The organism is Arboricoccus pini (genome assembly GCF_900187945.1).
GTDB classification, from domain to species: domain Bacteria; phylum Pseudomonadota; class Alphaproteobacteria; order Geminicoccales; family Geminicoccaceae; genus Arboricoccus; species Arboricoccus pini.
Genome location: NZ_FYEH01000013.1, coordinates 36,100 through 61,326, shown reverse-complemented (window position 1 = coordinate 61,326; position 25,227 = coordinate 36,100). Strand labels below are relative to the sequence as shown.

The following is a 25,227-nucleotide window of genomic DNA, read 5'->3' as shown; positions in this document are numbered from 1 at the left end:
ATCGTGGCCAGTGTCCGGTCAGCTACGGCGGTTGACGACACGACTATGAAAGAAATAACGAATACATAGACATATCCCAGATAATTTTAGAAAACATAAAGTATTTTACTTGATGGTCTGCTGTTTTTAAATCGAAGGTGGAATTCAATCTGCGAAGGAGCCGCCTGGTGAGTACAACCGTGGCTAAGATGAAAGTCCTCGGCGTCGGCGACGCGTCTTTTATCGTCAATCTCTCGCAGGATAAGTATCTCGACGACGCAAAATTCATCATCAAGGTTGATGGTGTCACCATTGATGGCGTACAAACCGTATCTGCCCAACATGGGAAGGATGAAGTTGAACAATTCGTCATACGAGGCGACTGGAGATCAGGAATACATCACGTCGATATCACATTTCTTAACGATCTCTATAGACCGTCTACCGATGACGATCGAAACTTATACCTAGATTCCTATGAATATAAGGATGAGAACTTTGATCTTAACGTACGCCAAGGGCGACCCGGCACGATGAGTTTCGATGTTCAAACGCAAACGTCGAGTTCGTCGCGCAGCTCCGATGGCCAGCTTGTCTTGTGGATGTCTGAGGATGCCTATCTCGGTGACGCGAAATTCAACCTCTATATCGACGGCGAGAAGATAGGCGATTCCTACACGGTGACGAGCAGTCACTCTAAAGGAGATCTTCAGAAAATCGTCATCAACGGCGATTTCGGCAGCGGCGAACACAAAATAGGCATTGAGTTCATTAACGATCTTTACGACCATGAATCTGGCAAGGATCGTAATCTCTACCTTCATTCAGCTGAATACGACGGCAAGACCTACCAAGTGTCTACCGAAATGCTGAATTACCAGACTAAATCCTTCACCATAGAGAACTCGGGCGCGGGTACGACCACCTCCGGCGATTCGGGCGGCAAGCTGACCTTGTGGATGTCCGAGGATTCTTTCCAGGGCGATGCCCAGTTCACCGTCTATGTCGATGGAAAGAAATTCGGCGACACTTATACGGTGACGAGCAGTCATGCAAAGGGCGATCTGCAACGCTTCGACATTTCCGGAAATCTTGGTTCCGGCGAACACAAGATCGATGTCAACTTCATCAACGATGCTGTGGGGAGAAATTCGTCACAGGACCGCAACCTGTATTTCCAGTCCGCCGAATACGATGGCAAAGTCTACGACGTCTCGGCCAACATGTATTATAATCAGACAAAATCGTTCACGGTGTCCTCGAGCGATTCGGCGGATTCGTACAACCTGAAGTCGATCCGTGCTGCCGATTTCCACGATCTGATCGGCGTCAATCAGCACGCGAACTATCTTGATACCGCCTATGGCGACAAGGCAGCGTTCGTCAACGCGCTGGAATACTTGGGCATCGGCTATATTCGTACCACCGCTTCCGACGGCGACATGCCGTTTTTGAAGACTCTGGCAGCGCATGGGATCGATTTCGACGTCATCGTCGACAATAATGTAAATAAATGGTCGGACCAGCTCGCGAACATGCATGAGCTGGCGCCGCATATCCGCACCATCGAAGGCCCGAACGAGGTCAATTTCTGGCCGGTCAGCTTCAATGGCGCCTCGGGCGTCAGCGGGGCGATCGCGACGCAAAAGGCGATCTTCGAAGCGATCAATAACGCGTCCGATCTGCACGACATTCCGGTCGTCTCCTTCAGTGTTTCCGCGTCGGATTCCTCCGCTTTCAAGCCCTATGCGAACAGCTACGAGGACCTGGGCAACGCCCATGTCTATTTCGGTAGCACGGCACCCGCCGACGTGCTGGCCGAGTATGGACGGATGCCTTCGGACTCGATGGACGACGGCAAGAACACGCTGATCACCGAGACGGGGTACAATACCGGCAGCGGCTCGATGGGTGTCAGTGAGAGCGTGCAAGCGAAATACACGCTCGATCTCGTCATGGATGTTGCCAAGCAGGGCTTTGCCGGTGCCATCCTTTATGAGTTGGCCGACCTTTTCGACAGGCCGGGTGAGGAGGGATCGAACTGGGGCTTGTTCGATTCCGACTGGAAGGCGAAGCCGGCCGCCGTCGGGCTCCACAATCTGATGACGATCCTTGAGGATTCGGGTAGCACCGCCGCGTCGTTCACGACCGATACGTTCTCCTACGATCTCAAGGGCCTGCCGCAGAGCGGTAATACGGTAGTCATGGAAAAGTCGAACGGCGCGCATGACATCGCCGTGTGGGCAGAGCCCAGTTTGTGGAACAGCACATCCCGGACGGAGATCAAGGCGGCGACCTCTACCGTCGAGGTTGACCTCCAGCACAGCTATGGCACGGTCAAGGTCTACGACCCGCTGATCTCGGCGGACGCGATCAACACCTACCACAACGTCGATCACGTCCAGATCGGCGTCAGCGATCATCCGATGATCGTCGAAGTCGCCTGAGCTTGCGCCCAGCCATGGGTGACAGCCTATAGCGACGGCCCAAGGCAGGTTTCGAGGACCTTGATCGCCTTGGGCCGTGGCGACCGCGATCGAGTGGTCGACCGACATGCGAGGCCGTCTTCATGGCGATGCCGCTTGTGCCAGCATCAATGAAGTCCAGCCCGCCATTACGCCCCGGATCGCTTGAAGGGCCTGGCTCACCGGGTCCGGCCGACCGTCGAACCCCGCACAGGAGGTGCCGGTGATCAGCGCCGCCGCCAGGCAAACGAGGCCGCAAGACCCAAGGGCTTGTTCGTGAGGCCGTGATTGAGGCCGATCACGGCACCGACCGCAGCGACGGCTATGAGTCGAAGAAAGTCTCCGGCACCGGGCGTCGCGGCTCGTCCACCTGACGCCCGGACCGGATCGCAATCCTATATTCGTGTCATGAACTTAGGGAAGCCCGCCCAGCCAGGCGGCGGCGCGCGTCACGTCCTGCTGGCCGAGATTATGGCCACCTGGCAAAATTTCGTGGCGGACCCTTGCTCCGGCCTCCTCCAGCTGGCGGGCCAGCTGCTGGGCATTCGCCTCGGGGACGATCGGATCCATGGCGCCGGAGAGGATGAGGACAGGACGGCCATCGAGCGGACCGCTGCCCGGTTCGTCGAGCGGCACCATGGCGCGCAGCAGCACGGCCCCCGCCAGCACGTCAGGATGCAGGAGCAGCAATGCCGCCGCCATGTTCGCGCCGTTGGAAAAGCCCACCGCCACGGGGGCTGAAAGACCATAGGCCGCACGTGCTTCGCCGACGAAGGCCGCGAGATCGGCCGCGCGCCGCCGGATGTCCACCTCGTCGAACACCCCTTCGGCCAGCCGGCGAAAGAAGCGCGGCGCGCCCCGCTCGAGGACTTGGCCGCGCGGCGAGAGAAGCGCCCGGCCGGGCGCCAGCAGCCGGCCGACCGGCAGCAGGTCATGCTCGTCGCCGCCCGTGCCGTGCAACAGCAGGAGCGGCGGCTCGCTTCCGGGCTCGAAGACGTGCTGGAACGAAAGAGCCGCTGTCATCACGCGACCTCCTTAGTCGTCGTCGGACCGAGATCCGGCAGGTTGGCCTCGATGCTGCGACGATAGGGCTCGAGAAAGGGCGGCAGCTTCAGCGCCTCTCCCAGCGATGCCTGATCCTCATCGACCGCGAAGCCGGGCGCGTCGGTGGCAATCTCGAACAAGACGCCGCCTGGCTCGCGGAAATAGACCGAGCGGAAATAGTTGCGGTCCTTCTGCTCTGTGGTCAGCAATCCGTGCCGTTGGCGCAGCCTGTCGGCCATGGCGGCCTGGGCTGCGTCGTCGGCCGCCCGGAACGCGATATGGTGCACGCTGCCGGCTCCAAGTCGAGCGGGCAGGAACGGGCCCGCCGCGTGCAGGTCGACGATGCCACCCATGCCGGCCTTGGCCTCTAGGCGAATGATTCCGTCCTCCCGGCCGATCTCCTCGTAGCCGAAGACATCGACAAGGATGGCAGCAGTGGGTTCGGCCGCCTCGATCAGCAGCGCCACACCCGCAAAACCGCGAATGGCATCAGCGGCCGCGATCTCAGCGCTGGCAAAGCCCGGCTCCGTCGCCGCCCCGCTCACCCCGACAAGGCCAAGGCTCAGTCCATCCGGATCCTTGAAGGCAAGGACGGTCTGGCCGAAGCGCCGCACCGGCTGCTCGTGCGCCACACCCTCAACCAAAAGACGCTGGGTCCAAAAGCCGATCGAGCCCTCGGGCACGCGAAAGAGCGTCCGCTCCGTCGTGCCGATACCCAGACGGCCGGGTGCCGCATGTTCCCAAGGAAAGAAGGTCAGGATCGAGCCCGGGCTGCCGCCCTCGTCACCGAAATAAAGATGATAGGTGCCAGGATCGTCGAAATTGACGGTCTTCTTGACCAGCCGCAGGCCCAGGACGCGGCCGTAGAAATCGAGCGTCCGGCGCGCCGGGCCACTGATCGCCGTCACATGATGAAGCCCAAGTCCAGCCATCGGATCATTCCTCGTCATGATGGTGATGCGTTATCACACATTCTCTGGAGGCAGAGATGGACCTTGCCGATCATCGCAAAAATAGAAATAATCGAAACACATCGTTTCCAGATTTGATCAATGCAACGTCTTCCGGATTTCACCGCCTGGGCGATCTTCGCCAAGGTCGCCGAGCGCAGCTCTTTCGCCGGGGCCGCGAGCGAGCTCGGCCTTTCCAAAGGGACCGTTTCCAAGGCGGTGACACGATTGGAGGCGCATCTGGGTCGTCCTCTTTTCCACCGCAGCACCCGTCGACTGGCCTTGACTGAAACCGGGCGGGAGGCGCTCGCCGGCGCGGCCCGCATCCTGGCGGCCGGGCAGGAGGCCGAGGCGACGACTAGCGGCAAGACGATGCGCGGCACGATCCGGCTGGCCGTACCAATGTCGTTCGGCATCGGCCACGTCGCCCCGCTGCTGCCAGCCTTCCTTCGGGAGCACCCGGAGATCGCGATCGACCTGCATCTCTCCGATGCGCAGGTGGACCTGATCGGCGAGGGCTACGACATGGCGCTGCGCATCGCGGCACTCTCCGATTCGCGCCTGCGGGCCCGCCGTCTCTGCCAGGTCCGTCGGCACCTGGTGGCCAGCCCCGCCTATCTCGCCCGTCACGGACGCCCCTTGCATCCCCGCGACCTCGAGCGGCATGTCTGTCTGAGCTATGCCAACCTTCCCAATCCCGATCGCTGGCGCTTCACACATCTTGATGGCGCCGAGATCTCGATTGCTCCCTCAGGCCCGCTGCGCGCCAATAATGCCGAGGCGCTGGCCGTGGCCGTCAAGGAAGGGCTGGGACTGGCGCTGCAACCGGAGTTCCTCATCTGGGAGGATCTTTTGACCGGCACCCTCGAGACCGTGATGCCGGACTGGTCGCCGCCCGGCATCGCCCTCCACGTGCTCACGCCGCCCTCCAGCCCGAGGCCGCCGCATGTCGAGGCCCTCAGCACCTATCTGGCGCTGCATCTGGGCAAGTCGCCCTGGGCCATCGCCGGCTGAAAGCGACGACGATCGCCGAAACCCGTCCGGGCCGGCGTGCAGGCCAGCTGGTCTGTTCCGCGAATGCCCTTCCCGCCAGGCGGGAGGTCGGCCAACCGGCAGACGATCCAGATGACGCTGGAACCGAGTCGTCGATCGCCTGCCGCCGGTTTGCTTGCCATCGCGTCGACGGGATGGCTCAACGCACGTTCATTGGCCAGCGGCCGGCGCGCCGGCATCGATGCGGTCTCGGCCACTGCGCCGGCTGCATGCGTGGATGCCCCGGCCGTCGCCGCCGTCCAGTGGAGCGACCACAGGACAGTCAATCTACCACGCCGCCTGATAGGCGGACCGCCCGGCTGGAGGGCCGAGTCCGCTCGATCGGCGACACGATCTCCCGTCGGGCCCGTATCAAGTCCATCTTGAACACCGCGTTTCTAAGCGACACGAAGCGGCGCGCCGATCCTGGCTACCGTCTTCCTCATCGGTGCCATGGTGCCGCCCGCTGACTACGACAGGGTCGCGGCGTCGGCTGGCCGGATCATCGCTGCCACCTTAGGTGGTTGCGACCTTGCACCCGCCGGTTTGGCAACTTCCGCCCGCGTCGGCCATTAATGAGCATGTGAACAGAAGGAGATCGACATGCCCTTGCGCTATGGCGTCTCGATGATCATCGGCGTTTTGGCCGGCATCGTTTCGGGAATGTGGATCGGGCTTTGGGGTATTCTCGTCGCCCTGGTCGTCGGCGGGGCCGTCATGCTGTTCATGTCCGGCGCTCGCGCGAAATAGCCGGCAGCTCCAGGCCCGCCAGCCGTGCTATCTGACCGCTTCTGACGAGGTCGGCGGCGGCGCTCATGTCGGGCGCCATCAGCCGGTCCTCCCTCAGCATCGGCACGCGCTGACGAAGGGCGGCGTGCACCCGGCCCAGCGCCTCGCTGGTCGAAAGGGGAGCGTGGAAATCGCAACCCTGGGCGGCCGCGAGGAGTTCGATGCCGACGACCTGGATGAGATTCTCGGCCATGGGCAAAAGTCGCCTTGCGGCGTGCGTCGCCATCGAGACGTGGTCCTCCTGGTTGGCGGAGGTTGGAATGGAATCGACGCTTGCCGGGTGGGCTCGCTGCTTATTCTCCGCCACCAGGGCCGCCGCCGTTACCTGCGGCAGCATGAACCCCGAATTCAGGCCAGGAGCCGGGGTAAGAAAAGCGGGGAGGCCGGAGAGGGCCGGATCAACCAGCATGGCAATCCGCCGCTCGGTGATCGAGCCGATCTCGCAAAGCGCAAGCGCGATCATGTCGGCGGCGAAGGCCACGGGCGCGGCATGGAAATTACCACCGGAAATGACCTCGTTCGCCGCAGGGAAGACGAGCGGATTGTCGGAGACGGCGTTGGCCTCGATGCCGAGCGTCGCCGCCGCCTGGCGTAGAACGTCGAGGCAGGCCCCCATGACCTGCGGCTGGCAGCGGATGCAATAGGGGTCCTGGACCCGGTCGTCGTTGACGAGATGCGAGCGTCGAATGCCGCTTTCCGCCATCAGAGCCCGCAACGTAGCCGCGACCTCGCTCTGACCTTGGTGGCGCCGCACGGCGTGGATGCGCGGATCGAATGGGCCATCGGACCCGCGCGCGGCGTCAGTCGCGAGCGCTCCCGTGACAAGGGCCGCTTGGAAAGCATCCTCGGCCGCAAACAGGCCGGCCAGCGCCAGCGCGGTCGAGACCTGGGTGCCGTTCAAGAGGGCCAGGCCTTCCTTGGCCGCCAGTTCGAGCGGGGGGAGGCCTAGAATCGACAGCGCCGAGGCGGCCGCCATGGGCTTGCCTTTGAGCGTCACCTCGCCGATGCCGATGAGGGCGCAGGCCAGGTGGGCAAGGGGTGCGAGGTCGCCGGAAGCGCCGACGGAGCCCTGCGCCGGAATGACCGGTAGAAGATCGGCCGCGAGGCAGGCCGCGAGATGCTCGATCACTGCCCAGCGAACTCCCGATGCGCCCTGCGCCAGGCTCGCCAGCTTTAATCCCATGACGAGCCGGGTGACCGGTGCCGGCAAGGGCTCACCCACGCCCGCCGCATGTGAGACCACGATGTTGTGTTGCAGGCGGGCAAGGTCGCCGGACGCGATCCTCACTGTCGCCAGTTTGCCGAAGCCCGTATTGATCCCGTAAACGGGCTGGCCGTCGCCAACGATCGCCGCGACCGTGGCGGCCGCCCGCTCCACGCTTTGACGGCAGGCGGGATCGAGGGTGATGGCGGCCCCTTCGTAGAGCTCCCGCCATGCCGCGAGGCTGACCTCGCCTGGAACCAGAGTGAGGGTCATGATCCCCGGTAGATCCTTTGCCACAGCGGGTTGAAGCCCAGGCGATAGACGAGTTCGGCTGGGCGTTCGATGTCCCAGATCGCCAGATCGCAGGCTTTGCCGGGCTCGAGCGTGCCTATTCGGGCCGAGCGCCCGAGGGCCTGCGCGGCCACCCGCGTCACGCCCAGGAGACATTCCTCGACGGTCAGGCGGAAGAAGGTGGCGGCCATGTTCATCGTCGCCAGGATCGAGGTGATGGGGGCCGTGCCGGGATTGCAGTCGGTGGCGACGGCAAGCGCCACGCCGTGGCGGCGGAAGGCCTCGATGGGCGGGGCCTGGCGCTCGCGCAGCACATAGAAGGCGCCGGGCAGGATGACGGCAACCGTGCCGGCGGCACCCATCGCCGCGGCGCCGGCCTCGCTCGCATATTCCAGATGATCTGCTGAAAGTGCCTTGAAGCTGGCGGCCAGCGCCGCGCCACCAAGGTCGGAGAGCTGATCGGCATGGAGCTTGACCGGCAGGCCGGCCCGCCGGGCGGCTTGGAACACGCGGCTGACCTCGTCCTGCGTGAATGCGATGCCTTCCAGGAAGGCATCCACGGCATCGGCCAGGCCTTCGGCGGCGATCAAGGGAATCATCCGCTCGCAGACCAGATCCAGATAGCCCTCCCGATCCGAGCGGGCTTCCGGCGGCAGGGCGTGGGCGCCCAGATAGGTGCGCACGACGTCCACCTTTCGCCGCTGCCCGAGCAGCGCCGCCGCTTCAAGCATGCAGCGCTCGGTGGTCTCGTCGAGGCCATAGCCCGACTTCACCTCGATCGTCGTCACCCCCTCGGCGATCAGGGCATCGAGGCGGGGAAGCGTCTGGGCCACGAGACTGTCGCGGCCGGCGGCGCGCGTGTCGCGTACCGTTGAGACGATGCCGCCGCCGGCAGCGGCAATGTCGGCATAACTCGCACCTTCCAGGCGCATCTCGAATTCCATAGCCCGATCGCCGCCATGGACGATATGGGTGTGGCAGTCGATGAGGCCCGGCGTCACCCAGCGACCCTCAAGGTCGATGCGCTGGCGTGCATCCAGGTCCGCCGGCAGCGCCTTTGCCGGGCCGGCATAAAGGATCTGGCCGTCGCGCGCGACGATGGCACCATCCTCGACAATGCCAAGCCCCCCGCGCGCTTGCGCCATGGTGGCGAGGCGCGCATGCGTCCAGATCGTGTCGGCCAGCATCATCGCTTTCCTTCGTGCTTGAGAGCAGGGTCAGGCATCGGCCAGTCGTCGCAGTACGCGGGCAAAGGCCCGGTCGATCACCTCTTCCTCGGCATGGTGCCTGTCGCGTATGCGCCAGCGGCCGGCCACCATCACGTCGCGCACGACGCGCTGGCCCAGGGCGAAGATCCAGCGATCGAGGATCTGGTCGCCCGAGGCCGCCTGGATGAAGGGATCGTCGCCGTCCAGGACCAAAAAGTCGGCCGGCATGCCCGGGGCCAGGCCGAAGCCACGGGCAAGCGCCTGCCCGGCGCCGACGCCGGCCGCCTCATAGAGGCTGCGGCCGACCGAGTGGCCCGGCCCGTCCGCCAGACGGTTGCGCTTCAACTCGCGCAGCCGCTGGCCCAGTTCCAGCAGCTGCAGCTCGCTCGCCACGTCCGTTGCCACATGGCTGTCCGTGCCGATGCCGAAGGCACCTTGAAGCTGGCGATAGGCCGTGGCCGGAAACAGGCCGTCGCCGAGATTGGCCTCGGTCATCGGGCAGAGGCCGACCACGGCGCCGGACGCGGCAAGGGCCTTCATCTCCGCCTCGTCCATGTGGGTCGCGTGGACGAGGCACCAATTGGCATCCACCGGTGCCACGTCCATCAGGAAGCGGACCGGCCGACGGCCGCTCCAGGCGAGGCAGGCCTCGACCTCGCGTGGCTGCTCGGCCACGTGAATATGCGTGGGGGTCGGTCCTGGCCGGGCTGCCAGAATGGCGCCGATCTCCTCGGGCGTGGCAGCGCGGAGCGAGTGGAAGGCCATGCCCAGCCCGGCCTTCATCGCCCGAAGATCATCTTCCAGGGTATCCAGGAGGCGCAGATAGGCCTCCACGTCGTGGACGAAGCGCGCCTGGCCTGGTGCTGCGGGCTGGCCGCCGAAATCGCCATGCGCGTAGAAGACCGGCAGCAAGGTGAGGCCGATCCCCGTCTGTCCGGCCGCTGCCATGACGCGCCGCGAGAGTTCGGCAGGGTCGGCATAGGGCCGGCCATCCGGCTGATGGTGCAGGTAATGGAACTCGGCCACGGCGGAAAAGCCGCCTTTCAGGAGCTCCAGATAGAGCTTGGCCGAGACCGCCTCGATTTCGTCGGGCTGCAGGAGGCCGACCAGCCGGTACATGGCCTCGCGCCAAGTCCAAAAACTGTCGCTGCCGTCGGCCGCTCGCTCCGCCAGTCCCGCCATGGCGCGCTGGAAGGCATGGCTGTGGAGATTGCCCATGGCCGGCAGCACGGGGCCGGCCGCGCGTGACGCCTGCCCGGCCGGCACGTTTGGCACGACCTCGAGGATGCGCCCCTCATCGATCGTGAGGCGCACATCCTTGGCCCAGCCGGTCGGCAGAAGAGCCTCTGAGGCGTAAAGATGGGATTTCATGCTGTGCAACGGCCCGTGTTGCCTATACAAGATGAATAACTGGATTTTCCGCTACGGCAAGGATTTTCCTGGCCCGCTCACTCGAGGGATCGCAGATTTGGACCTCGCCAAGGATAGCATGAGCAATGACGGCGCGCAGGGCGGCACTGCTCTCTATGAGGGAATCAAGCGCCTGATCGCGCGGCGCATCCAGAGTGGCGACTGGCCGCCACGTCATCGCATCCCGTCCGAGAACGAGCTGGTGGCGCAGCTCGGCGTCAGCCGGATGACCATCAACCGGGCGCTTCGCGAACTGGCGGCCGAGGGGCGGATCGTGCGCGTCAAGGGTCTGGGCAGTTTCGTCGCCCAGGGCAAGGGCCAGTCCAGCATCTTCGAGGTGGGCAACATCGCGGACGAGATCGCCCGGCGCGGCAGTCGCCATACTGCGGCGGTCATCAGCCTGGATGCGACGCGCGCCTCGCCGGAGGTGGCCGAGGCCCTGGACGTAGGGATCGGCGATGCGGTCTTCCACTCGGTCATCGTCCACGCCGCCGACGACATCCCGGTCCAGCTCGAAGATCGTTACGTGAACGGTGCCGTGGCACCCGCTTATCTCGAGCAGGACTTCACCCGTCAGACGCCCAACGCCTATCTGACAGCACTCATTCCCTGGACCGAGGCGCTGCACGAGATCGAGGCCGTCCTGCCCGCCGCCTGGGAGGCGCGGCTGCTGGCGATCGCGCGCACGGACCCCTGTCTCCTGATGCGCCGGCGTACGCGCGTGGCGGAACGGGGTGTCACGGCGGTCCGGCTTCTCATTCCCGGCGGCCGGCACAAGCTGGCGGGCCGACAGCAGGCAGGTTGATCATTCGCCGCCGCAATTCCGTTGACAGCCCGATTCGTCACGCTAGCTTGCATATACAACTTGAGCAAGGGGTCGTCATGCTGAGCAATACGCGCTTTCGCGACATCGAGATCCGCGCGCCGCGCGGCACGACGCTGACGGCCAGGAGCTGGCAGACCGAAGCGCCCTTGCGCATGCTCATGAACAATCTCGATCCCGACGTGGCCGAGAATCCCAAGGAACTTGTCGTCTATGGCGGCATAGGCCGCGCGGCGCGCGACTGGGAGTCGTTCGACAGAATCACCGCCACGCTCGCGAGGCTTGAGGAGGACGAGACCCTTCTCGTTCAGTCCGGCAAGCCGGTCGGCGTGTTTCGCACGCATGTGGATGCGCCGCGCGTGCTCATCGCCAATTCCAACATCGTCCCGCATTGGGCCGACTGGGCGCATTTCAACGAGCTCGATCGTCAGGGGCTCATGATGTACGGCCAGATGACGGCCGGGTCATGGATCTATATCGGCAGCCAGGGCATCGTGCAGGGGACCTATGAGACCTTCGTCGAGGCGGGGCGACGCCATTATGGCGGCGAGCTCGCCGGCCGCTGGATTCTGACGGCCGGGCTTGGCGGCATGGGCGGCGCGCAGCCGCTGGCGGCAAGCTTCGCCGGTGCCGCCTCGCTCACCATCGAGTGTCGCCAGGCCGGCATCGATTTCCGCTTGCGCACCCGTTATGTCGACGTCCAAGCGCGCGACCTGGACGAGGCGCTGGCCATGATCGAGCAGGCTTGCGCCAGGAAGGAGGCGCGCTCGATTGCCCTTTTGGGCAACGCTGCGGAGATCCTGCCGGAGCTGGTCCGCCGCGGCGTGCGGCCCGATATCGTCACCGATCAGACCTCGGCGCACGATCCTCTGCACGGCTATCTACCGATCGGCTGGAGCTGGGAAGCGTATCAGGAGCAAGGTCGCCTCGATCCCGAAGCCGTCACCAGGGCCGCCAAGGAATCGATGGCGATTCATGTCCAGGCCATGCTCGACTTTCACAAAGCGGGCGTACCGACGCTGGATTACGGCAATAATATCCGCCAGATGGCCAAGGAGATGGGTGTCGTCGACGCCTTTGCCTTTCCGGGATTCGTGCCGGCCTATATCCGCCCCCTCTTTTGCCGGGGCATCGGTCCCTTCCGCTGGGCGGCCTTGTCCGGCGATCCCGAGGATATTTTCAGGACCGACGCCAAGGTGAAGGAGATCCTGGCCGACAATGCGTCCCTGCATCGCTGGCTCGACATGGCCAGGGCAAGGATCAGCTTCCAGGGCTTGCCAGCCCGCATCTGCTGGGTGGGGCTGGGGGATCGTGCTAGGCTCGGCCTGGCCTTCAACGCGATGGTCCGCTCGGGCGAGCTCAAGGCACCCATCGTCATCGGCCGCGATCATCTGGATTCGGGCTCCGTCGCCTCGCCCAACCGCGAGACCGAGGCCATGCGTGATGGTTCCGATGCCGTCTCCGACTGGCCGCTTTTAAACGCGCTCTTGAACTGCGCCTCCGGCGCCACCTGGGTCTCCATCCACCATGGCGGCGGCGTGGGCATGGGCTTTTCCCAGCATGCCGGGATGGTCATCGTCTGCGACGGCAGCGAGGCCGCCGACCGTCGCCTCGCCCGCGTCCTGCACAACGATCCGGCCACGGGCGTGATGCGGCATGCCGATGCCGGCTATGAGGAGGCCATCGCCTGCGCCCGCCAGTATCAGCTCGATCTGCCCGGGCTGGCCTAGTGCTGACCAAGCAGGGCCAGTATCGCATTGTCGGATGTGGCTTGATCGTCGCGGTGGCGCATGCTGTGCGGCTGCCTTGATCAGGATCAAAAGCCCCATCTGAACGTTCGGCTAACCTTCTGCCATTCTTGAATGGTGTAGGGGCCGCCTGCCAACCAGGCATGCGGTGACGAACGATGAAGCGCAGTTTGCAGAGAGCCTTTCTTGCCGCAACGTTGTTTGCGGGTGCGAGCAGTGTCGCCATGGCGGCGGATAACGCAACGCACGGCAAGCAGGGCGGGGACGTCATGATCCGCCTGCGGGGCCTGGGCGTCATCCCGGCCGACAAGGCGCAGATCGACAAGATCGGCGGCGATACGGATCTTTCCAACACGGTCGTTCCCGAGCTTGACGTCACCTATTTTTTCACCCGGCATCTGGCGGCCGAACTGATCGCCGCGACGACCCGGCACGACGTCAAGGTCAAGGACACCGCGCTGGGCGACCAGAAGCTGGGCCGGGTGAGCCTCCTGCCGCCCACCTTGCTTGCGCAATGGCATTTCCTGCCGGATGCCAAATTCAGCCCCTATGTCGGGGCCGGCATCAACTACACGATCTTCTATGACAGCAAGGAAAGCGGCATCGCCAACAGCCTGAAGTTCGACAATTCCTTTGGCTGGGCGCTGCAGGCCGGCATGGACGTGCAGATCGTCGGCAATTGGTATCTCAATGTCGACGTCAAGAAGCTGTTCCTCAATACCAATGCCGAGGTGAACCGGTCGATCGACGCCAAGGTCGATGTCGATCCCTGGCTCATCGGCTTGGGGTTGGGCTACAAGTTCTAGTCGTCCCATTGAGGCGGGTGCCCGTCGCCTGTCGCGATCGTAGATGGACGATAGGTAGCGCCTTCGCGGGGCTGTCCGCCCGCTAGCCTGTCGCATTCTGGCCGCCAAGCTTTACCGCGCCCGCGACTCTGCCTTGGGCGGCCCCGGATATGCCATCGCGCCGATCGGGCGCATCGATTGATTTCAATCAAGGTATCGCCAGCGAGTCTGTGCTTTCCTGCATGTGCCTGTTCCTCGAAGTCCCTGAGAGCGAGACGAACTATGCCCAGTCTGTCCTTGGCTTTGAACGAAGCGATGGCGGATTGGCGGCTCAAGTCCGCCACCGCCGGCTTGCTGATGAACCGCCAGGTCGTAGCGGCGGGCCCGCACGCGAGCTCGCTCGACCTGATCTTGCGTATGGGCCGCTTCAACGTCGACATTCTGCCGATCGTAGATACGGCCGATCGGGTCCTGGGCATCGTAAGCCGCGGCGACATCGTGCGGCGCAGCGACTTTCTTTGCGTCAAGCACTGCCTTGCGCGCAGGGTGCAAGACGCGCCCGCCGCTCAGAGCTGGGCCGATTATCTGGCGACCGGCGGCAAGCCCGCGAGACTGATCATGACGCCTGATGTCATTGCCGTCGACGAATCGACCCCGCTTGCTACTCTCCATCGCCTCATGGAGGGCCATCGCATCGGTTGCCTGCCGGTGTTGTGCCAGGATCGCCTGGTGGGCCTCGTCACCCGCACCGATCTCGGCACGCCAGGGGCAAGGCCGCGACAGGTTCGGCCGAGCCGCGCATCGCTGCCAGCTCGTACACCCGACATGCCATGGCGCTTTGCGGAAGCCGATCGATGGCTGGCTTGCTGAGCGAGAAAGCTGGCACGAGACCTTTTCGATCGAGCGGGTATACTCCTTGCTGATCATGCCGCACGATCGCGCCTGACGAGGGTCTCATTCGGTCAAGTGCGGCACCTTCAATCTTATGTCGCCGCGCGAGAAACCGGGCGCCATTGTCGGTGTCCTTCGCGATACACGCCGCATGGTCGAGACCGCCGAGGATGCCGACTTCGATATCGCCTGGTGCGCCGAGCATCATTTCACTCATTATTCAATCAGTGCCTCGCCCTTGCTCCTGGCGGCGCATGCGGCCGGATACAGCAAGCACATCAGGCTGGGTGCCGTGGCGCTCCGGACCCATTGAGCGGCGTCGAGCCGCCCTTGGCGTTGGCAGCGGCTAGCAAGCCTGCGAGTTGGAGCGCTTCAACGTCGACGTGGCAAAGAAAACCGGCGTCTCCCCTTAATTATTAAGAAGTCGTCGAACAGCCGTTGACGGTGCGGCGCGTTGCCGATGAAGGCACGCATGTCGCGATCCCGCCCTCGGTCGTGGCCTTGGCGCCCGTGCAAAAGCCGATGCCGGAGGGTCGGCATCAATATCGCGACAGACAGCGCCAGCGCGTGATCCGCCCAGCAAAACTGTGCAGGCATCGGCATGCATGTGGGCTGCCATGCGGTGATAGCGGCGAAGCCTGTCGCCGTCCCTCTTCCAATCTGGCATGCGTGGCATGATCTGATATGCAGACGTGTTGATCATCCAGGAACGACTGATTCGCCATGCCGAAATCGCTCGCGAAAATGTTGACCTCGCGCGTGGCCTCGCCATTCGTGAACGTGGCGACAAACCTTTGCATCTATTGCGAAGCGAGGGCGGATAGCGTGTGCGGCGTCGTCGAGACCGACGAATTGCGGCACCTCATGGCGGCGGCGCGCAAGTTGCGTCAGGCCTCTGGTGAGATCTTTATCGAGGAAGGACAGCGCGCGGATGCCTTCTACAACATAACCCATGGCACGGTACGGCTCTCGAAGCTTCTACCGGACGGGCGGCGGCAGATCACCGGCTTTGCCGAGCGTGGGGATTTTCTCGGCCTGGCAGTGGTCGAGACGTATGGCTACAGCGCGGAAGCCATCGGCGAAGTACATCTCTGCCATTTTACACGCGGTGACATGCAAGATCTTTTGCGGCGTTTTCCGGCGATGGAAAAGCATCTTCTTGCGAGAGCCTCAGCGGAGCTGGCCCTAGCCCAGGATCAGATGCTGCTGCTCGGCCGCAAGACGGCACGCGAGCGCCTGGCCTCGTTTCTCCTCGGCCGCCAACGCCTGTGTCCGGGTAGCAAGCCAAGTCGTCGCCATATCCAACTGCCCATGGGACGCAGCGACATTGCCGACTATCTAGGCCTCACCATCGAAACCGTCAGCCGTACCTTCACTAGGTTGCGCGGTCAGCGCCTGATCGACCTGCCCTCGACCAACGAGATCTTGATTCTCGATCAGGAGCGTCTCGAAAACCTGGCAGCGGGCCTCAGTTGAGGCGCCGTTCCGGCCGCGATCTTCCTAGAGGACCCCGGTGCTGTCGGCCAAGCCTACAGCAAGACTCTCGCGGTGGCTGCGCGACGTCGAGCCCTGCCGGTCAGCTCGTCGCAACGTGCGGAACGCGTCTCCGGGAAGACGGCGCTCTGCCGATCCGATCCGGCGAACAGCCTTGCCAGCTAAGTTTAGACAAACGCAAGACGATAATTCTTGCGTAAGCAATTCAACCCAAGATTCTATTAATCTCTGAGCGCTATACTTGAACCTGCTGTCGAAAGGAGCGCCTTAGGCGCGCCCGCTTCGACGCGAGAAACGAGTTCAGAGAGGTAGAAATTGCTGCCATGGCTGCTTGCGTCGGCTGGCGAGAAAACCGTGGGGAAATGAGCGGCAACGGTCCCTGCCTATCAAGCTCATCGGCCGATGAGCCTGGCGGGAGCGCGCATCTTCCACCTGGGCGGCCTGACGGGGTCTCGGCGGATTTTTGCAGCGTTGCTATCCATCTGGCAGAGCTCGTCATGGGGTCGCCAGTTCTGGTCTCGATCTTCGATCGAAGCGACCGTCTCGTCTTCGCCAATACCGCCTTTCGCCGGTCCTATGGCATCGATGATGGGAGCTATCCGACCTGGACGGAAATGCTGCGACGCAATTTCGCCAACGCGCATGGCGCCTCCATCGTCGCGGATGATTTCGAGAAGTGGCTGGCCTCGGCTACATCCCGGCGCGGCAAGACGTCATTTCGCGCGTTTGAAGCCGATCTCACGGACGGCAGTTGGCTTTGGATGACCGAGGGGCTCGGTGCCAATGGCAGCATGCTTTGCGTCGCCGTCGATATCACGGCACTGGCGGCCTCGGATCGACATTTACGCCATGAGCGCGACTTGGCGCAGCGGGCGTCGCAGACGGACGAACTCACGGGGCTAGCCAATCGCCGCTTTATGATGGCGTTGCTCGAGGCGGAGCTGGCCAAATCCGAGCCCCTGGCCCTGGCCATCTTGGATATCGATCACTTCAAGTCCATCAACGATGATTTCGGCCACTTGGTCGGCGACAGCGTGCTCATCGACTTTGCCAACCGCGCGCGTGCATGCGTGCGTCGTTCGGATGCGTTTGGGCGAATCGGCGGTGAGGAATTTCTGCTCGTCATGCCTGGTGGCGATGCGAAGCAGGCCATGGAGATCCTGGAGCGGATTCGCGCCGACCTTGCGCAAACCCCCTGCGTGGTTGGCGATATTTGCGTCAGCTATACTTTTTCGGCCGGCGTGGTCTCGAACGCCGCCCTGCAGGGTGGCTCCGCCTTGCTGAAGCGGGCCGACGATGCCTGCTATCGCGCCAAGACCGGCGGGCGGAATCGGACGGTGAGTGCCTCAGCTTGAAAGCCGATGCATCGGACAATCCGTCCGCCGTGGCGGAGGAGGTTGCGGCACGAGCGGCGGCCACCTGACCGACGATGCAGGGCGTCGATGCCGCCACGGGCCTCTAGCCAGTCAAGGAAGCCTTTTGGAAGCGCGATCGTCGCAAGCTTTTTGCTTGCCCCGCCCGCGAATGCCAAAAGGAGGGAACACATGGAGATCAATCGGCCTGACGTCGTCGCCGAAATCGAAGCTTTGTTCGCCCGCTATGAGCAGGCTTTGGTCGCGAACGACGTCGAGGTCCTGGATCACATGTTCTGGGACGATCCGCGGACGCTGCGCTATGGCGTGGCCGAGGTCCTGCACGGCATCCAGGCGATCCGTGAGTATCGTCGCGCCGTCAATTGGGGTAACGCCACGCGCATTCTGGAGGGGACCCGAATCACCACGTTCGGCCGCGACATGGCGGTCGTGAATACTGAATTTCGCCGCGGGGGCGCCGAGCTGCATGGCCGCCAAAGCCAGACCTGGGTTCGCCTGCCCGAGGGCTGGCGCATCGTCAGCGCGCATGTAAGCCATCAAGTGGCTGCGCGGTGATCCGGTGCAAAGCGCGCCAGGACGATGCAACCCGGCGTGCCTAGGCCGCCGCCTCCAATCGCCTCGCCATGTCGAGCAGCACCTCGTCGCCGCCGCGCCAGCCGATGAGGGAGAGGCCGAAGGGGATGCCGCCTGCCTCGCCCAGAGGCAGGTTGATCTGCGGCAGGCCGGTCAGGCCGGCGATCGAGGTCATTTCGGTGATGCGATCCACCGCGCGGCGCATGTCGGCCAGGCCGTCATCGCGTGGCGGCGGCAAGATGGGGGTGGTCGGGATGCAGATCAGGTGCCGACCCTCCAAAAGGGTGTCAAGGCGCGCCTTGACCTCCGCGCGCACGGCCCGTGCCGCCGGCAGGCGGTTCTGGTCGAGGAGGGAGGCCATCGTCAGCGAGCGGCCGACCTCGATCGAGAAGCGCGGCACGCAGCGATCGACCCAGGGGGCGAAGGTGGCGCCGAACTCGGCCATCTGCAAAAGCCGTTGGCTCTCGACCCAGGTGGCAAGCCGTCCCTCGGCCAGCGATATTTCGCGCCACGGTAAGCCTAGCCGATCCAGCCTCGTCGTGAGAAGCGGTGCCGAGGCGGCGATCGGTCCTTCACCGAGCGCGAAGGCATCGGTTGCGACGAGAACCGATTCCACCTTGCCCTCGACGCGCGTTGCCACATCGAGCAGCAGGTCGCCCAACAGGGGGAGAAGATCGGCGTGCCTGCAAAAAAAGCCTACCGTATCGAAGCTCGGCGACTGCACCATCATCCCCTCGATGGGGATGCGCCCAAGCGTCGGGCGAAGGCCGTAGATGCCCGTGAAGCTGGCGGGTGTCCTGACCGAGCCGCCGCTGTCGGTGCCAAGAGCAATATCGGCCTTGCCGCTCGCCACAGCCGAGGCCGAGCCCGAGGAGGAGCCACCCGGCACGCGGTCGGGAGCCTTCGGGTTCAAGGGCGTGCCTTCAAACTGATTACGGCCTAGGAGACCCAGCGAAATCTCGTCAGTGATCGTCTTGCCGACGACCTCGGCGCCGGCATCGAGAAGAAGCTGCACGGCCCGCGCGTGGCGAAGGGCGGGCGTGTGGCTTCTGGCCCAGTCCGGATTGCCGCATCCGGTCACGTGGCCCGCAAGGTCGAAGAGGTCCTTGACCGCCAGAGTCAGGCCCTTGAGGGGGCCTTCGGCTGCGCCCGCGATGACGATGTCGGAACCGGGAACGAAAGCGCCTTCATAGTTCGACATGGCGGTTCAATTCTTGCCGAGGGTGCGAAAATCCATTTGGGTGTGGAACCAATAGACATAGTTGGCGATGTTTGACTGCATCGCTACGTCATAGAAGAGTCTGGCCAGCGGAATGCGGGGAATGTCCTTCATGACGATCTCGGTCATTTGCTTGATCTGGCCCGTATAGGCCGCCTGGTCCTTCTCGTAGCGCGCCTTGTCGATGAGCGCGTCCAACTCCGGATTTTGATAGTTGGCTGTGTTGAAGACGGAGTTGTTCTTGCCGTCGAACGTCCAAAAAAAGAAATATTCGGGCGTATCCAGCCATCCATAGAATTCGCCGATGACGAAGGGCATCGATTTCTCACCCATCTTGGCGAACCAGCTGGCACCCGGCACCTTCTCGAGCTCGAGCTTGACGCCGATCTTGAGGAGCGCCTCCTGCACCAGGATCGCGATGGGCTCGCGCGTCGTCGCCTGGCTGAGGTCGTAGGAGAGCGTGGTCGAGAACCCGTCCGGATAGCCTGCCTCGGCCAGAAGTTTCTTGGCCTTGTCCGGGTCGTAGCTGAATTTCGAGGGCTGCGGCCAGCTGCCATCGAAGGGCTGGGCCGGATCGCCGCCGAACATGGCGACACCCCGGTTATAGAGGGCGGCGTCCATGATCTGCTGATAGGGGATCGCGTAGGCGATCGCCTCGCGCACCTTCGGGTTGTCGAAGGGCTTCAGCTTGACGTTCATGTCCAAGAACAAGAGGTCGTTTTGGATGGGCGTGCCGATGACCTTGAGCTTGCCCGCCTTGGCAAGCTCGGCATAATCCTTGGGCGGCAGGCCCACCGAGATGTCGACGTCGCCCTTCTCGAGAAGGGCCCGGCGCGTGCCGGGCGATGCCACCTGACGGTAGACGACGCGCTCGAATTGCGGCTTTGGGCCGGATTTCCAATCATCGAAGCGGGCAAAGACGAGCTGGTCGCCGGGTTTCCAGCTCTGCACCTTGAAAGCACCGCCGCCCGCATCGTTGCGCTGGGTCCATTCCAGCGCCCAGGGATCCTTCTCGGTTGCATGCGCCTTGGCGAGCTTGGAGTTGACGATGACCGGAACCGGCACGGCCAGGTCCGGCAGGGTCAGCTTGTTCGGCACATCGAAGGTGATCTTGAAGGTATATTTGTCGACCACCGAGAACTGCTCAGGCTTGGTCAGGGCACCGGCCGCCATCTGGATCGTCGGAAAGCCACCCACCGAGACGGCGCGGTCGAAGGAATATTTGACGTCATCGGCAGTGACCGGGGTGCCGTCGTGGAAGGTGGCGTCCTGCCTGAGATGGAAGATCATCGTCTTGCCGTCCTCGCTGACCTCCCAGCTGGTCGCGAGTTCGGGCTTGATGACGTCTTTGTCGTAGCCAATCGCGCCGTTCGGCAACTGCTTGGTGCCATGCGACACCAGCCGGTCATAGATCTGCCAGTCGACCATGCGGGTATAATCGTTCGCGGCCGCCAGCATGGTATCTAGCGAGTTCGGTCCCTGCTCGCCGACAACGATCAGGACGTTCTTGGGTGTGGCGGCCTTGGCGCTGACGGCCGGCAGCAGCGCCGCGGAGCCCAGGAGCCCCATGGCGACACGACGCGAGAGAGGGAGCATGCGCGAAATTCCAAAAGGTCAAAGGGCGGGGGCGAAAGACTAGAGGCCGAGCTCGGCCAAAAGGCCGGGCCAGACATGCTTCCAGGGGTGAGCGGCCTCGAAGGCGGCAGAGGCCTGAAGAACGAGCGGATCGTCCAGGTGGCGACCGATGATCTGCAGGCCGACCGGCAGACCGTCCGCGGTGAAGCCGGCGGGGATGCTGGCGGCTGGTTGGCCCGTCATGTTGACTGGGAAGGTGAAGCAGAGCCAGTCCGCCGGATTGACGATCCGGCCCTCGATCTTCTCGGGGCCCTGCATGTGTATGGGGAAGGGCGGGACCGCCAAGGTCGGTGTCAGCAGCAGGTCGTAGCGCTGCATGAAGCGCCACATCTTGTTGCAAAGCGCCTTCCTCGCGATGTTGGCGTCGGTGAATTCCTCCGCCGTCCAGGGACGCTCCAGCATGGCGACCAGGTGCGGCGAGACTTCGTGCTCGCGTCCTTTGATCATGGCGCGCATGCCCTTGAGGTCGCTCTCCATGGCGACCAGGGCCCAGAAGGCGGCACCCGGGTTCTCCCAGCCCGGGTGCGCCTCCTCGACGATGCAGCCAAGGTCGCTCTCGAAGACCTTGACCGCCTCGCCGACGACGCGGCGGACCTCGGGATCGACGGCCGCATAGCCCCAGTCGGCGCTGTAGGCGATGCGCAGGCCCTTCAGGGCGCGCGGCTTGGCCACGGCGTTCCAGTCGAACTCGGGGCCGGGCAAAGTGTGGCGATCGCGCGGGTCCGGGCCCGAGGCGATCACCGCCAGCATGGCGGCACTGTCGGCCACCGTCCGGCTCATCGGCCCGATATGTTCCAGCGATTCCCAGCTGGAGACGCCCGGATAGCGCTCGTCGCGACAGCCGGGATAGAGCGGCACACGGCCCATCGAGGCCTTCATGCCAAAGAGGCCCGAATGGGCCGCGGGAATACGCACCGAGCCACCGCCATCGCTGCCGATGGCGAAGGGCGCCACCCCCGTCGCGACCGAAGCGCCCGACCCGGCACTCGAGCCGCCGGGCGTCATGGCGAGGTTCCAGGGGTTGCGCGTCGTCTCGAAGACGGGGTTGTGGCCAACGCCGCTATAGCCGAACTCCGGTACGTTGGTCTTGCCGATGATGACCGCATCGGCGGCCTTCAGCCGCTCGACGACGATATCATCCTCCTCGGGAATGAAGTCCTCGTAGAGCTTGGAGCCGCTGACGGTCCGGATCCCCTTGGTGCAGACGAGGTCCTTGATGCCGACCGGGACGCCGGCCAGCGGCCCAACCGGTTGGCCGGCCATGATTCGGGTCTCGACATCCAGGGCGGCGGCGCGGGCGACCTCGGGCGTTGGCGTGCAGAAGGCGTGGAGATGGGGCTCGAGCTTTTCCATGCGCGCCAGCACCGCCTCGGTCACCTCGACGGCCGAGAGTTCCTTGGCCTTGATGCGCGCACTGAGCTCGGTTGCCTCCATCCTGCAGATCGCGTTCGCGTCGAGGCTCATGCGGCAAGGCCTTTCTGTTGTTCGGCATAATGACAGGCGACCAGATGCTCGGCCCCGATCGGTCGCAGATTCGGCATGTCCTCGGCACAGCGCTCCGTGCCGATCGGACAGCGCCCGTAGAAGCGGCAGACCCTGGGGTCGGGATTAACCGGGCTGCTCGGGCTGCCGGCCAGGCGCGGGGGCCGGGTGTCGCGCCGCGCCGGATCGGGCACGGCTGCCAGCAGGGCCCGGGTATAGGGATGGCGCGGGTGGGCGAAGATGCGCTCCACGGGCCCGCTTTCGATCACCTTGCCCAGATACATGACGACGACGCGCTGGCAGAGCAGGCGCACGACATTGAGATCGTGGCTGACGAAGAGATAGCTCATGCCGAGCCTCGTCCTCAGATCGGCCAGGAGCTTGAGGATCACGGCTTGCACGGAGACGTCCAGGGCCGAGGTCGGCTCGTCCAGGATCAGGAGCGCGGGCTCGACGGCGATCGCCCGGGCGATGCCGACGCGGGCCCGCTGGCCGCCCGAGAGCTGGTGCGGATAGCGCGGCTTGAAGGCGAGCGGCAGCCCCACGAGGTCCAGGACCTCGTCGACACGGGCTGCCGCATTGGCCGCGCTCATGCCCGGCAGCAGGCGGCGGATTGGATCCAGGATGGCGCCTTCCACCGTAAGATGCGGGTTCAGGCTCTCGGTCGGATCCTGGAAGACCATCTGGATTCGCGCCCGTTCGGGACGGCTGGCGAAGCGCCGCTCGGGGATCTGGCCGATATCGACGCCCTCGAAGCGGAGTTGGCCCGCGGAGGGTGGCGTGAGGTGGGCCAGGACACGTGCCAGGGTCGACTTGCCGCAACCGGATTCGCCGACCAGCCCGATGCTCTCGCCGCGGCCGATCGAAAGGTCGACATGATCGACGGCGTGCAGGAGGCCGCCTTCGCGACCGCCGACCTTGAAGAACTTGGTCAGGCCCAGGGCCGAGAGGAGCGGGGCGTCGCTCATAGGGGATGCCGGCAGAGCACGAGATGATCCTGACCCAGCCTGGCCGCGTCCAAGGGAGGCTGGTCGCAGTCGGGACGATGGCGCTCGCAGCGGGTGCTGAAGCGGCAGGGCGGCTGCGGCTGGCGCAGGTCCGGCAGGTTGCCCGGAATGGCGGCCAGCGCCTCGATGCTGGCAGCCTTGGCGGGCGTGGCGGCGATCAGCTTGGCGCTATAGGGATGGGCGGGCTCGCGAAGGAGGAGATGGGCCGGAGCCGTCTCGACGATGTGGCCCGCATGCATGACGGCGATCCGATCGCAATATTCGCCGGCCATCGCCAGATCGTGCGTGATCAGGAGGACGGACATGCCGCTCTCGCGCACGAGGTCGCGAATGAGATCCATGATGACCGCCTGAGTCGTGACATCGAGGCCGGTGGTGGGCTCGTCGGCGATCAGGAGGGAGGGATCGGCCGAGAGCGCCATGGCGATCATGACCCGCTGGCACATGCCGCCCGAAAGCTCGAAGGGATAAGCCTCGTAGCGCCGCGCCGGGTCCGGGATGCGCACCCGCTCCAGGGCCTCGATCGCCTTTTGCCGGCGGAGGCCCGGCGGCACCGAGCTGTGGGCGCGCAGCACGTCCTCGATCTGGTGGCCGACCTTACGGATCGGATGAAGGGCCGTGCGTGGGCTCTGGAAGATCATGGCGATCTCCCGGCCGCGCAATTCCTTGAGCGCCCGGCGCTTCCTGGCCAGGAGGTCGATGCCGGTAAAGCGGATCTGGCCAGTCTCGATCCGTGCTGCCTGGTCCAAGAGGTCCATGATGGCAAAGGCCGTGACGGACTTGCCCGAGCCGCTCTCGCCGACGAGCCCCAGGATCTGGCCGCGATCCAGCGTGAAGCCGACCTGGTCCAGGGCCTTGACCCGGCCGCCGCGCGTGGCGAAGTCGAGCGTCAGCCGGTCGACCTCAAGGAGCGGGACGCCATGCGCCGCTGCGGCTTCGGCCGGGTGGGTAGCGCGCATGAGGCCGGCCTTCATGTGCGCCGCCTCGGATCGATCATGTCGCGCAGCCCGTCGCCCAGGAGGTTGAAGCAAAAAACCGCCAGGACCAGCGCCATGCCGGGAAAGACAAACGTCCACCATTCGCCGGAGAAGATGTAGGCGGCCCCCTCGGAGACCATGATCCCCCATTCGGGCTCCGGCGGCCGGACGCCCAGGCCGATGAAGGAAAGCCCGGCGGCGTTCAGGATCGCCCAGCCCATGTTGAGCGAGATCTGCACCATCATGGGCGGGAGGATGTTGGGCACGATGTGGCGGGCCATCACGCTCATCGGCCCGTTGCCGCCCATGCGCGCCGCCTCGATGAAGGCAAGGTCGCGACGGACGTTCACTTCGGCACGGGCGAAGCGGCCATAGAAAGGCAGATTGATGACGGCCGTCGCGATGACGATGTTGATGACGCTGTTGCCAAGCGCCGCGACGATGCCCATGGCGAGGACGAAGAGTGGAAAGGCCATGATGGTATCGAAGATCCGGCCGATCACCTTGTCCATCCAGCCGCCCAGATAGCCCGCGACCGCGCCCATCGCGGTGCCGACGACGAAGGAGAGGGCAACCGCGAAGACGGCCATGCCGAGATCGAGGCGAGTGGCCACGATCGTGCGGCTCAGCATGTCGCGACCGAGCGAATCGGTGCCGAAGGGATGACCCAGCGAAGGCGGCTGCATCCTCGCCATGGCATCGCTGGCAAGCGGATCGTAGGGGACGAGGGTGGGCCCAAGCAGGGCGCAGGCGACGAGGAAGACAAAGAGGATCGCTGCCATGAGGGTCAGCGGATTCTGTCCAAAGGCGTAGCGCGTGTCGCGGATCAGCGTCGAGACGGCCATCGG

22 protein-coding genes are annotated in these 25,227 nt (G+C 64.3%); 11 read left to right on the top strand and 11 right to left on the bottom strand.

Going from position 1 to position 25,227, the window contains the following annotated elements:
* Nucleotides 1-167 precede the first annotated feature (167 nt).
* Nucleotides 168-2,426, top strand: coding sequence for a carbohydrate-binding domain-containing protein (locus CFB17_RS15510; RefSeq protein WP_133063927.1), 2,259 nt, complete (start codon nt 168-170; stop codon nt 2,424-2,426).
* Nucleotides 2,427-2,858: 432 nt separating this feature from the next.
* Here CFB17_RS15510 and CFB17_RS15505 read toward each other — a convergent pair whose 3' ends face one another.
* The gene (locus CFB17_RS15505; protein WP_088562478.1) at nt 2,859-3,467 is read right to left on the bottom strand and encodes an alpha/beta hydrolase; all 609 of its coding nucleotides are present in this window, start codon (nt 3,465-3,467) and stop codon (nt 2,859-2,861) included.
* On the bottom strand, nt 3,467-4,420 hold the full coding sequence (locus tag CFB17_RS15500) for a ring-cleaving dioxygenase (protein ID WP_088562477.1): 954 nt from the start codon (nt 4,418-4,420) through the stop codon (nt 3,467-3,469). The genes CFB17_RS15505 and CFB17_RS15500 overlap by 1 nt, the downstream gene beginning before the upstream one ends.
* 120 nt (nt 4,421-4,540) lie before the next feature.
* Here CFB17_RS15500 and CFB17_RS15495 point away from each other — a divergent pair, with 120 nt between their 5' ends.
* Both CFB17_RS15495 and CFB17_RS19275 read left to right on the top strand, forming a co-directional pair.
* Nucleotides 4,541-5,452 carry a LysR family transcriptional regulator gene (locus CFB17_RS15495; protein ID WP_088562476.1) on the top strand — a complete coding sequence of 304 codons (912 nt, stop codon included), beginning with the start codon at nt 4,541-4,543 and terminating at the stop codon, nt 5,450-5,452.
* A gap of 621 nt (nt 5,453-6,073) precedes the next feature.
* Nucleotides 6,074-6,220: a hypothetical protein gene (locus tag CFB17_RS19275; protein ID WP_165769644.1), complete on the top strand. Its 147-nt coding sequence runs from the start codon at nt 6,074-6,076 to the stop codon at nt 6,218-6,220.
* Here the strand turns inward: CFB17_RS19275 and hutH are convergent.
* The 3 genes from hutH to hutF are packed head-to-tail and all read right to left on the bottom strand — an operon-like array spanning nt 6,195 to nt 10,333.
* The gene (gene hutH, locus CFB17_RS15485; RefSeq protein ID WP_322112146.1) at nt 6,195-7,739 is read right to left on the bottom strand and encodes a histidine ammonia-lyase; all 1,545 of its coding nucleotides are present in this window, start codon (nt 7,737-7,739) and stop codon (nt 6,195-6,197) included. The genes CFB17_RS19275 and hutH overlap by 26 nt on opposite strands.
* Complete coding sequence (hutI, locus tag CFB17_RS15480) at nt 7,733-8,941, bottom strand: imidazolonepropionase (protein WP_088562514.1); 1,209 nt, start codon at nt 8,939-8,941, stop codon at nt 7,733-7,735. The genes hutH and hutI overlap by 7 nt, the downstream gene beginning before the upstream one ends.
* A gap of 30 nt (nt 8,942-8,971) precedes the next feature.
* Complete coding sequence (gene hutF, locus CFB17_RS15475; protein WP_207762130.1) at nt 8,972-10,333, bottom strand: formimidoylglutamate deiminase; 1,362 nt, start codon at nt 10,331-10,333, stop codon at nt 8,972-8,974.
* 118 nt (nt 10,334-10,451) lie between these two features.
* On the opposite strand from hutF, the gene hutC reads away from it, so the two are divergent.
* The 8 genes from hutC to hpxZ all read left to right on the top strand — a co-directional run bounded on the left by hutC (nt 10,452) and on the right by hpxZ (nt 18,041).
* The gene (gene hutC, locus CFB17_RS15470; protein ID WP_088562513.1) at nt 10,452-11,177 is read left to right on the top strand and encodes a histidine utilization repressor; all 726 of its coding nucleotides are present in this window, start codon (nt 10,452-10,454) and stop codon (nt 11,175-11,177) included.
* A 77-nt stretch (nt 11,178-11,254) separates the two neighbouring features.
* Nucleotides 11,255-12,925 carry a urocanate hydratase gene (hutU, locus tag CFB17_RS15465; RefSeq protein ID WP_088562472.1) on the top strand — a complete coding sequence of 557 codons (1,671 nt, stop codon included), beginning with the start codon at nt 11,255-11,257 and terminating at the stop codon, nt 12,923-12,925.
* A gap of 176 nt (nt 12,926-13,101) precedes the next feature.
* Nucleotides 13,102-13,749: an OmpW/AlkL family protein gene (locus CFB17_RS15460; protein ID WP_088562471.1), complete on the top strand. Its 648-nt coding sequence runs from the start codon at nt 13,102-13,104 to the stop codon at nt 13,747-13,749.
* 261 nt (nt 13,750-14,010) lie between these two features.
* The gene (locus tag CFB17_RS15455) at nt 14,011-14,598 is read left to right on the top strand and encodes a CBS domain-containing protein (RefSeq protein ID WP_088562470.1); all 588 of its coding nucleotides are present in this window, start codon (nt 14,011-14,013) and stop codon (nt 14,596-14,598) included.
* Between the two features lie 115 nt (nt 14,599-14,713).
* On the top strand, nt 14,714-14,932 hold the full coding sequence (locus CFB17_RS15450) for an LLM class flavin-dependent oxidoreductase (RefSeq protein WP_088562469.1): 219 nt from the start codon (nt 14,714-14,716) through the stop codon (nt 14,930-14,932).
* A 410-nt stretch (nt 14,933-15,342) separates the two neighbouring features.
* On the top strand, nt 15,343-16,095 hold the full coding sequence (locus CFB17_RS15445) for a helix-turn-helix domain-containing protein (RefSeq protein WP_243389913.1): 753 nt from the start codon (nt 15,343-15,345) through the stop codon (nt 16,093-16,095).
* A gap of 515 nt (nt 16,096-16,610) precedes the next feature.
* Nucleotides 16,611-17,468, top strand: coding sequence for a GGDEF domain-containing protein (locus tag CFB17_RS15440; protein WP_088562511.1), 858 nt, complete (start codon nt 16,611-16,613; stop codon nt 17,466-17,468).
* A gap of 189 nt (nt 17,469-17,657) precedes the next feature.
* Nucleotides 17,658-18,041, top strand: coding sequence for an oxalurate catabolism protein HpxZ (gene hpxZ, locus CFB17_RS15435; protein ID WP_088562468.1), 384 nt, complete (start codon nt 17,658-17,660; stop codon nt 18,039-18,041).
* A 40-nt stretch (nt 18,042-18,081) separates the two neighbouring features.
* On the opposite strand, the gene CFB17_RS15430 is transcribed toward hpxZ, so the two are convergent.
* The 6 genes from CFB17_RS15430 to CFB17_RS15405 are packed head-to-tail and all read right to left on the bottom strand — an operon-like array spanning nt 18,082 to nt 25,224.
* Nucleotides 18,082-19,260 carry an amidase gene (locus CFB17_RS15430; RefSeq protein ID WP_088562467.1) on the bottom strand — a complete coding sequence of 393 codons (1,179 nt, stop codon included), beginning with the start codon at nt 19,258-19,260 and terminating at the stop codon, nt 18,082-18,084.
* 6 nt (nt 19,261-19,266) lie between these two features.
* Entirely contained in the window at nt 19,267-20,874 is a 1,608-nt protein-coding gene (locus CFB17_RS15425) for an ABC transporter substrate-binding protein (RefSeq protein ID WP_088562466.1), read from the bottom strand.
* A 39-nt stretch (nt 20,875-20,913) separates the two neighbouring features.
* Nucleotides 20,914-22,377: an amidase gene (locus CFB17_RS15420; RefSeq protein WP_088562465.1), complete on the bottom strand. Its 1,464-nt coding sequence runs from the start codon at nt 22,375-22,377 to the stop codon at nt 20,914-20,916.
* Nucleotides 22,374-23,363, bottom strand: coding sequence for an ABC transporter ATP-binding protein (locus tag CFB17_RS15415; protein ID WP_088562464.1), 990 nt, complete (start codon nt 23,361-23,363; stop codon nt 22,374-22,376). Before CFB17_RS15415 ends, CFB17_RS15420 begins: the two co-directional genes overlap by 4 nt.
* Nucleotides 23,360-24,376 (bottom strand): ABC transporter ATP-binding protein, encoded by a 1,017-nt coding sequence (locus tag CFB17_RS15410; protein ID WP_243389912.1) that lies wholly within the window; start codon nt 24,374-24,376, stop codon nt 23,360-23,362. Before CFB17_RS15410 ends, CFB17_RS15415 begins: the two co-directional genes overlap by 4 nt.
* The gene (locus CFB17_RS15405) at nt 24,373-25,224 is read right to left on the bottom strand and encodes an ABC transporter permease (RefSeq protein WP_088562463.1); all 852 of its coding nucleotides are present in this window, start codon (nt 25,222-25,224) and stop codon (nt 24,373-24,375) included. The genes CFB17_RS15410 and CFB17_RS15405 overlap by 4 nt, the downstream gene beginning before the upstream one ends.
* Between the last annotated feature and the right edge of the window lie 3 nt (nt 25,225-25,227).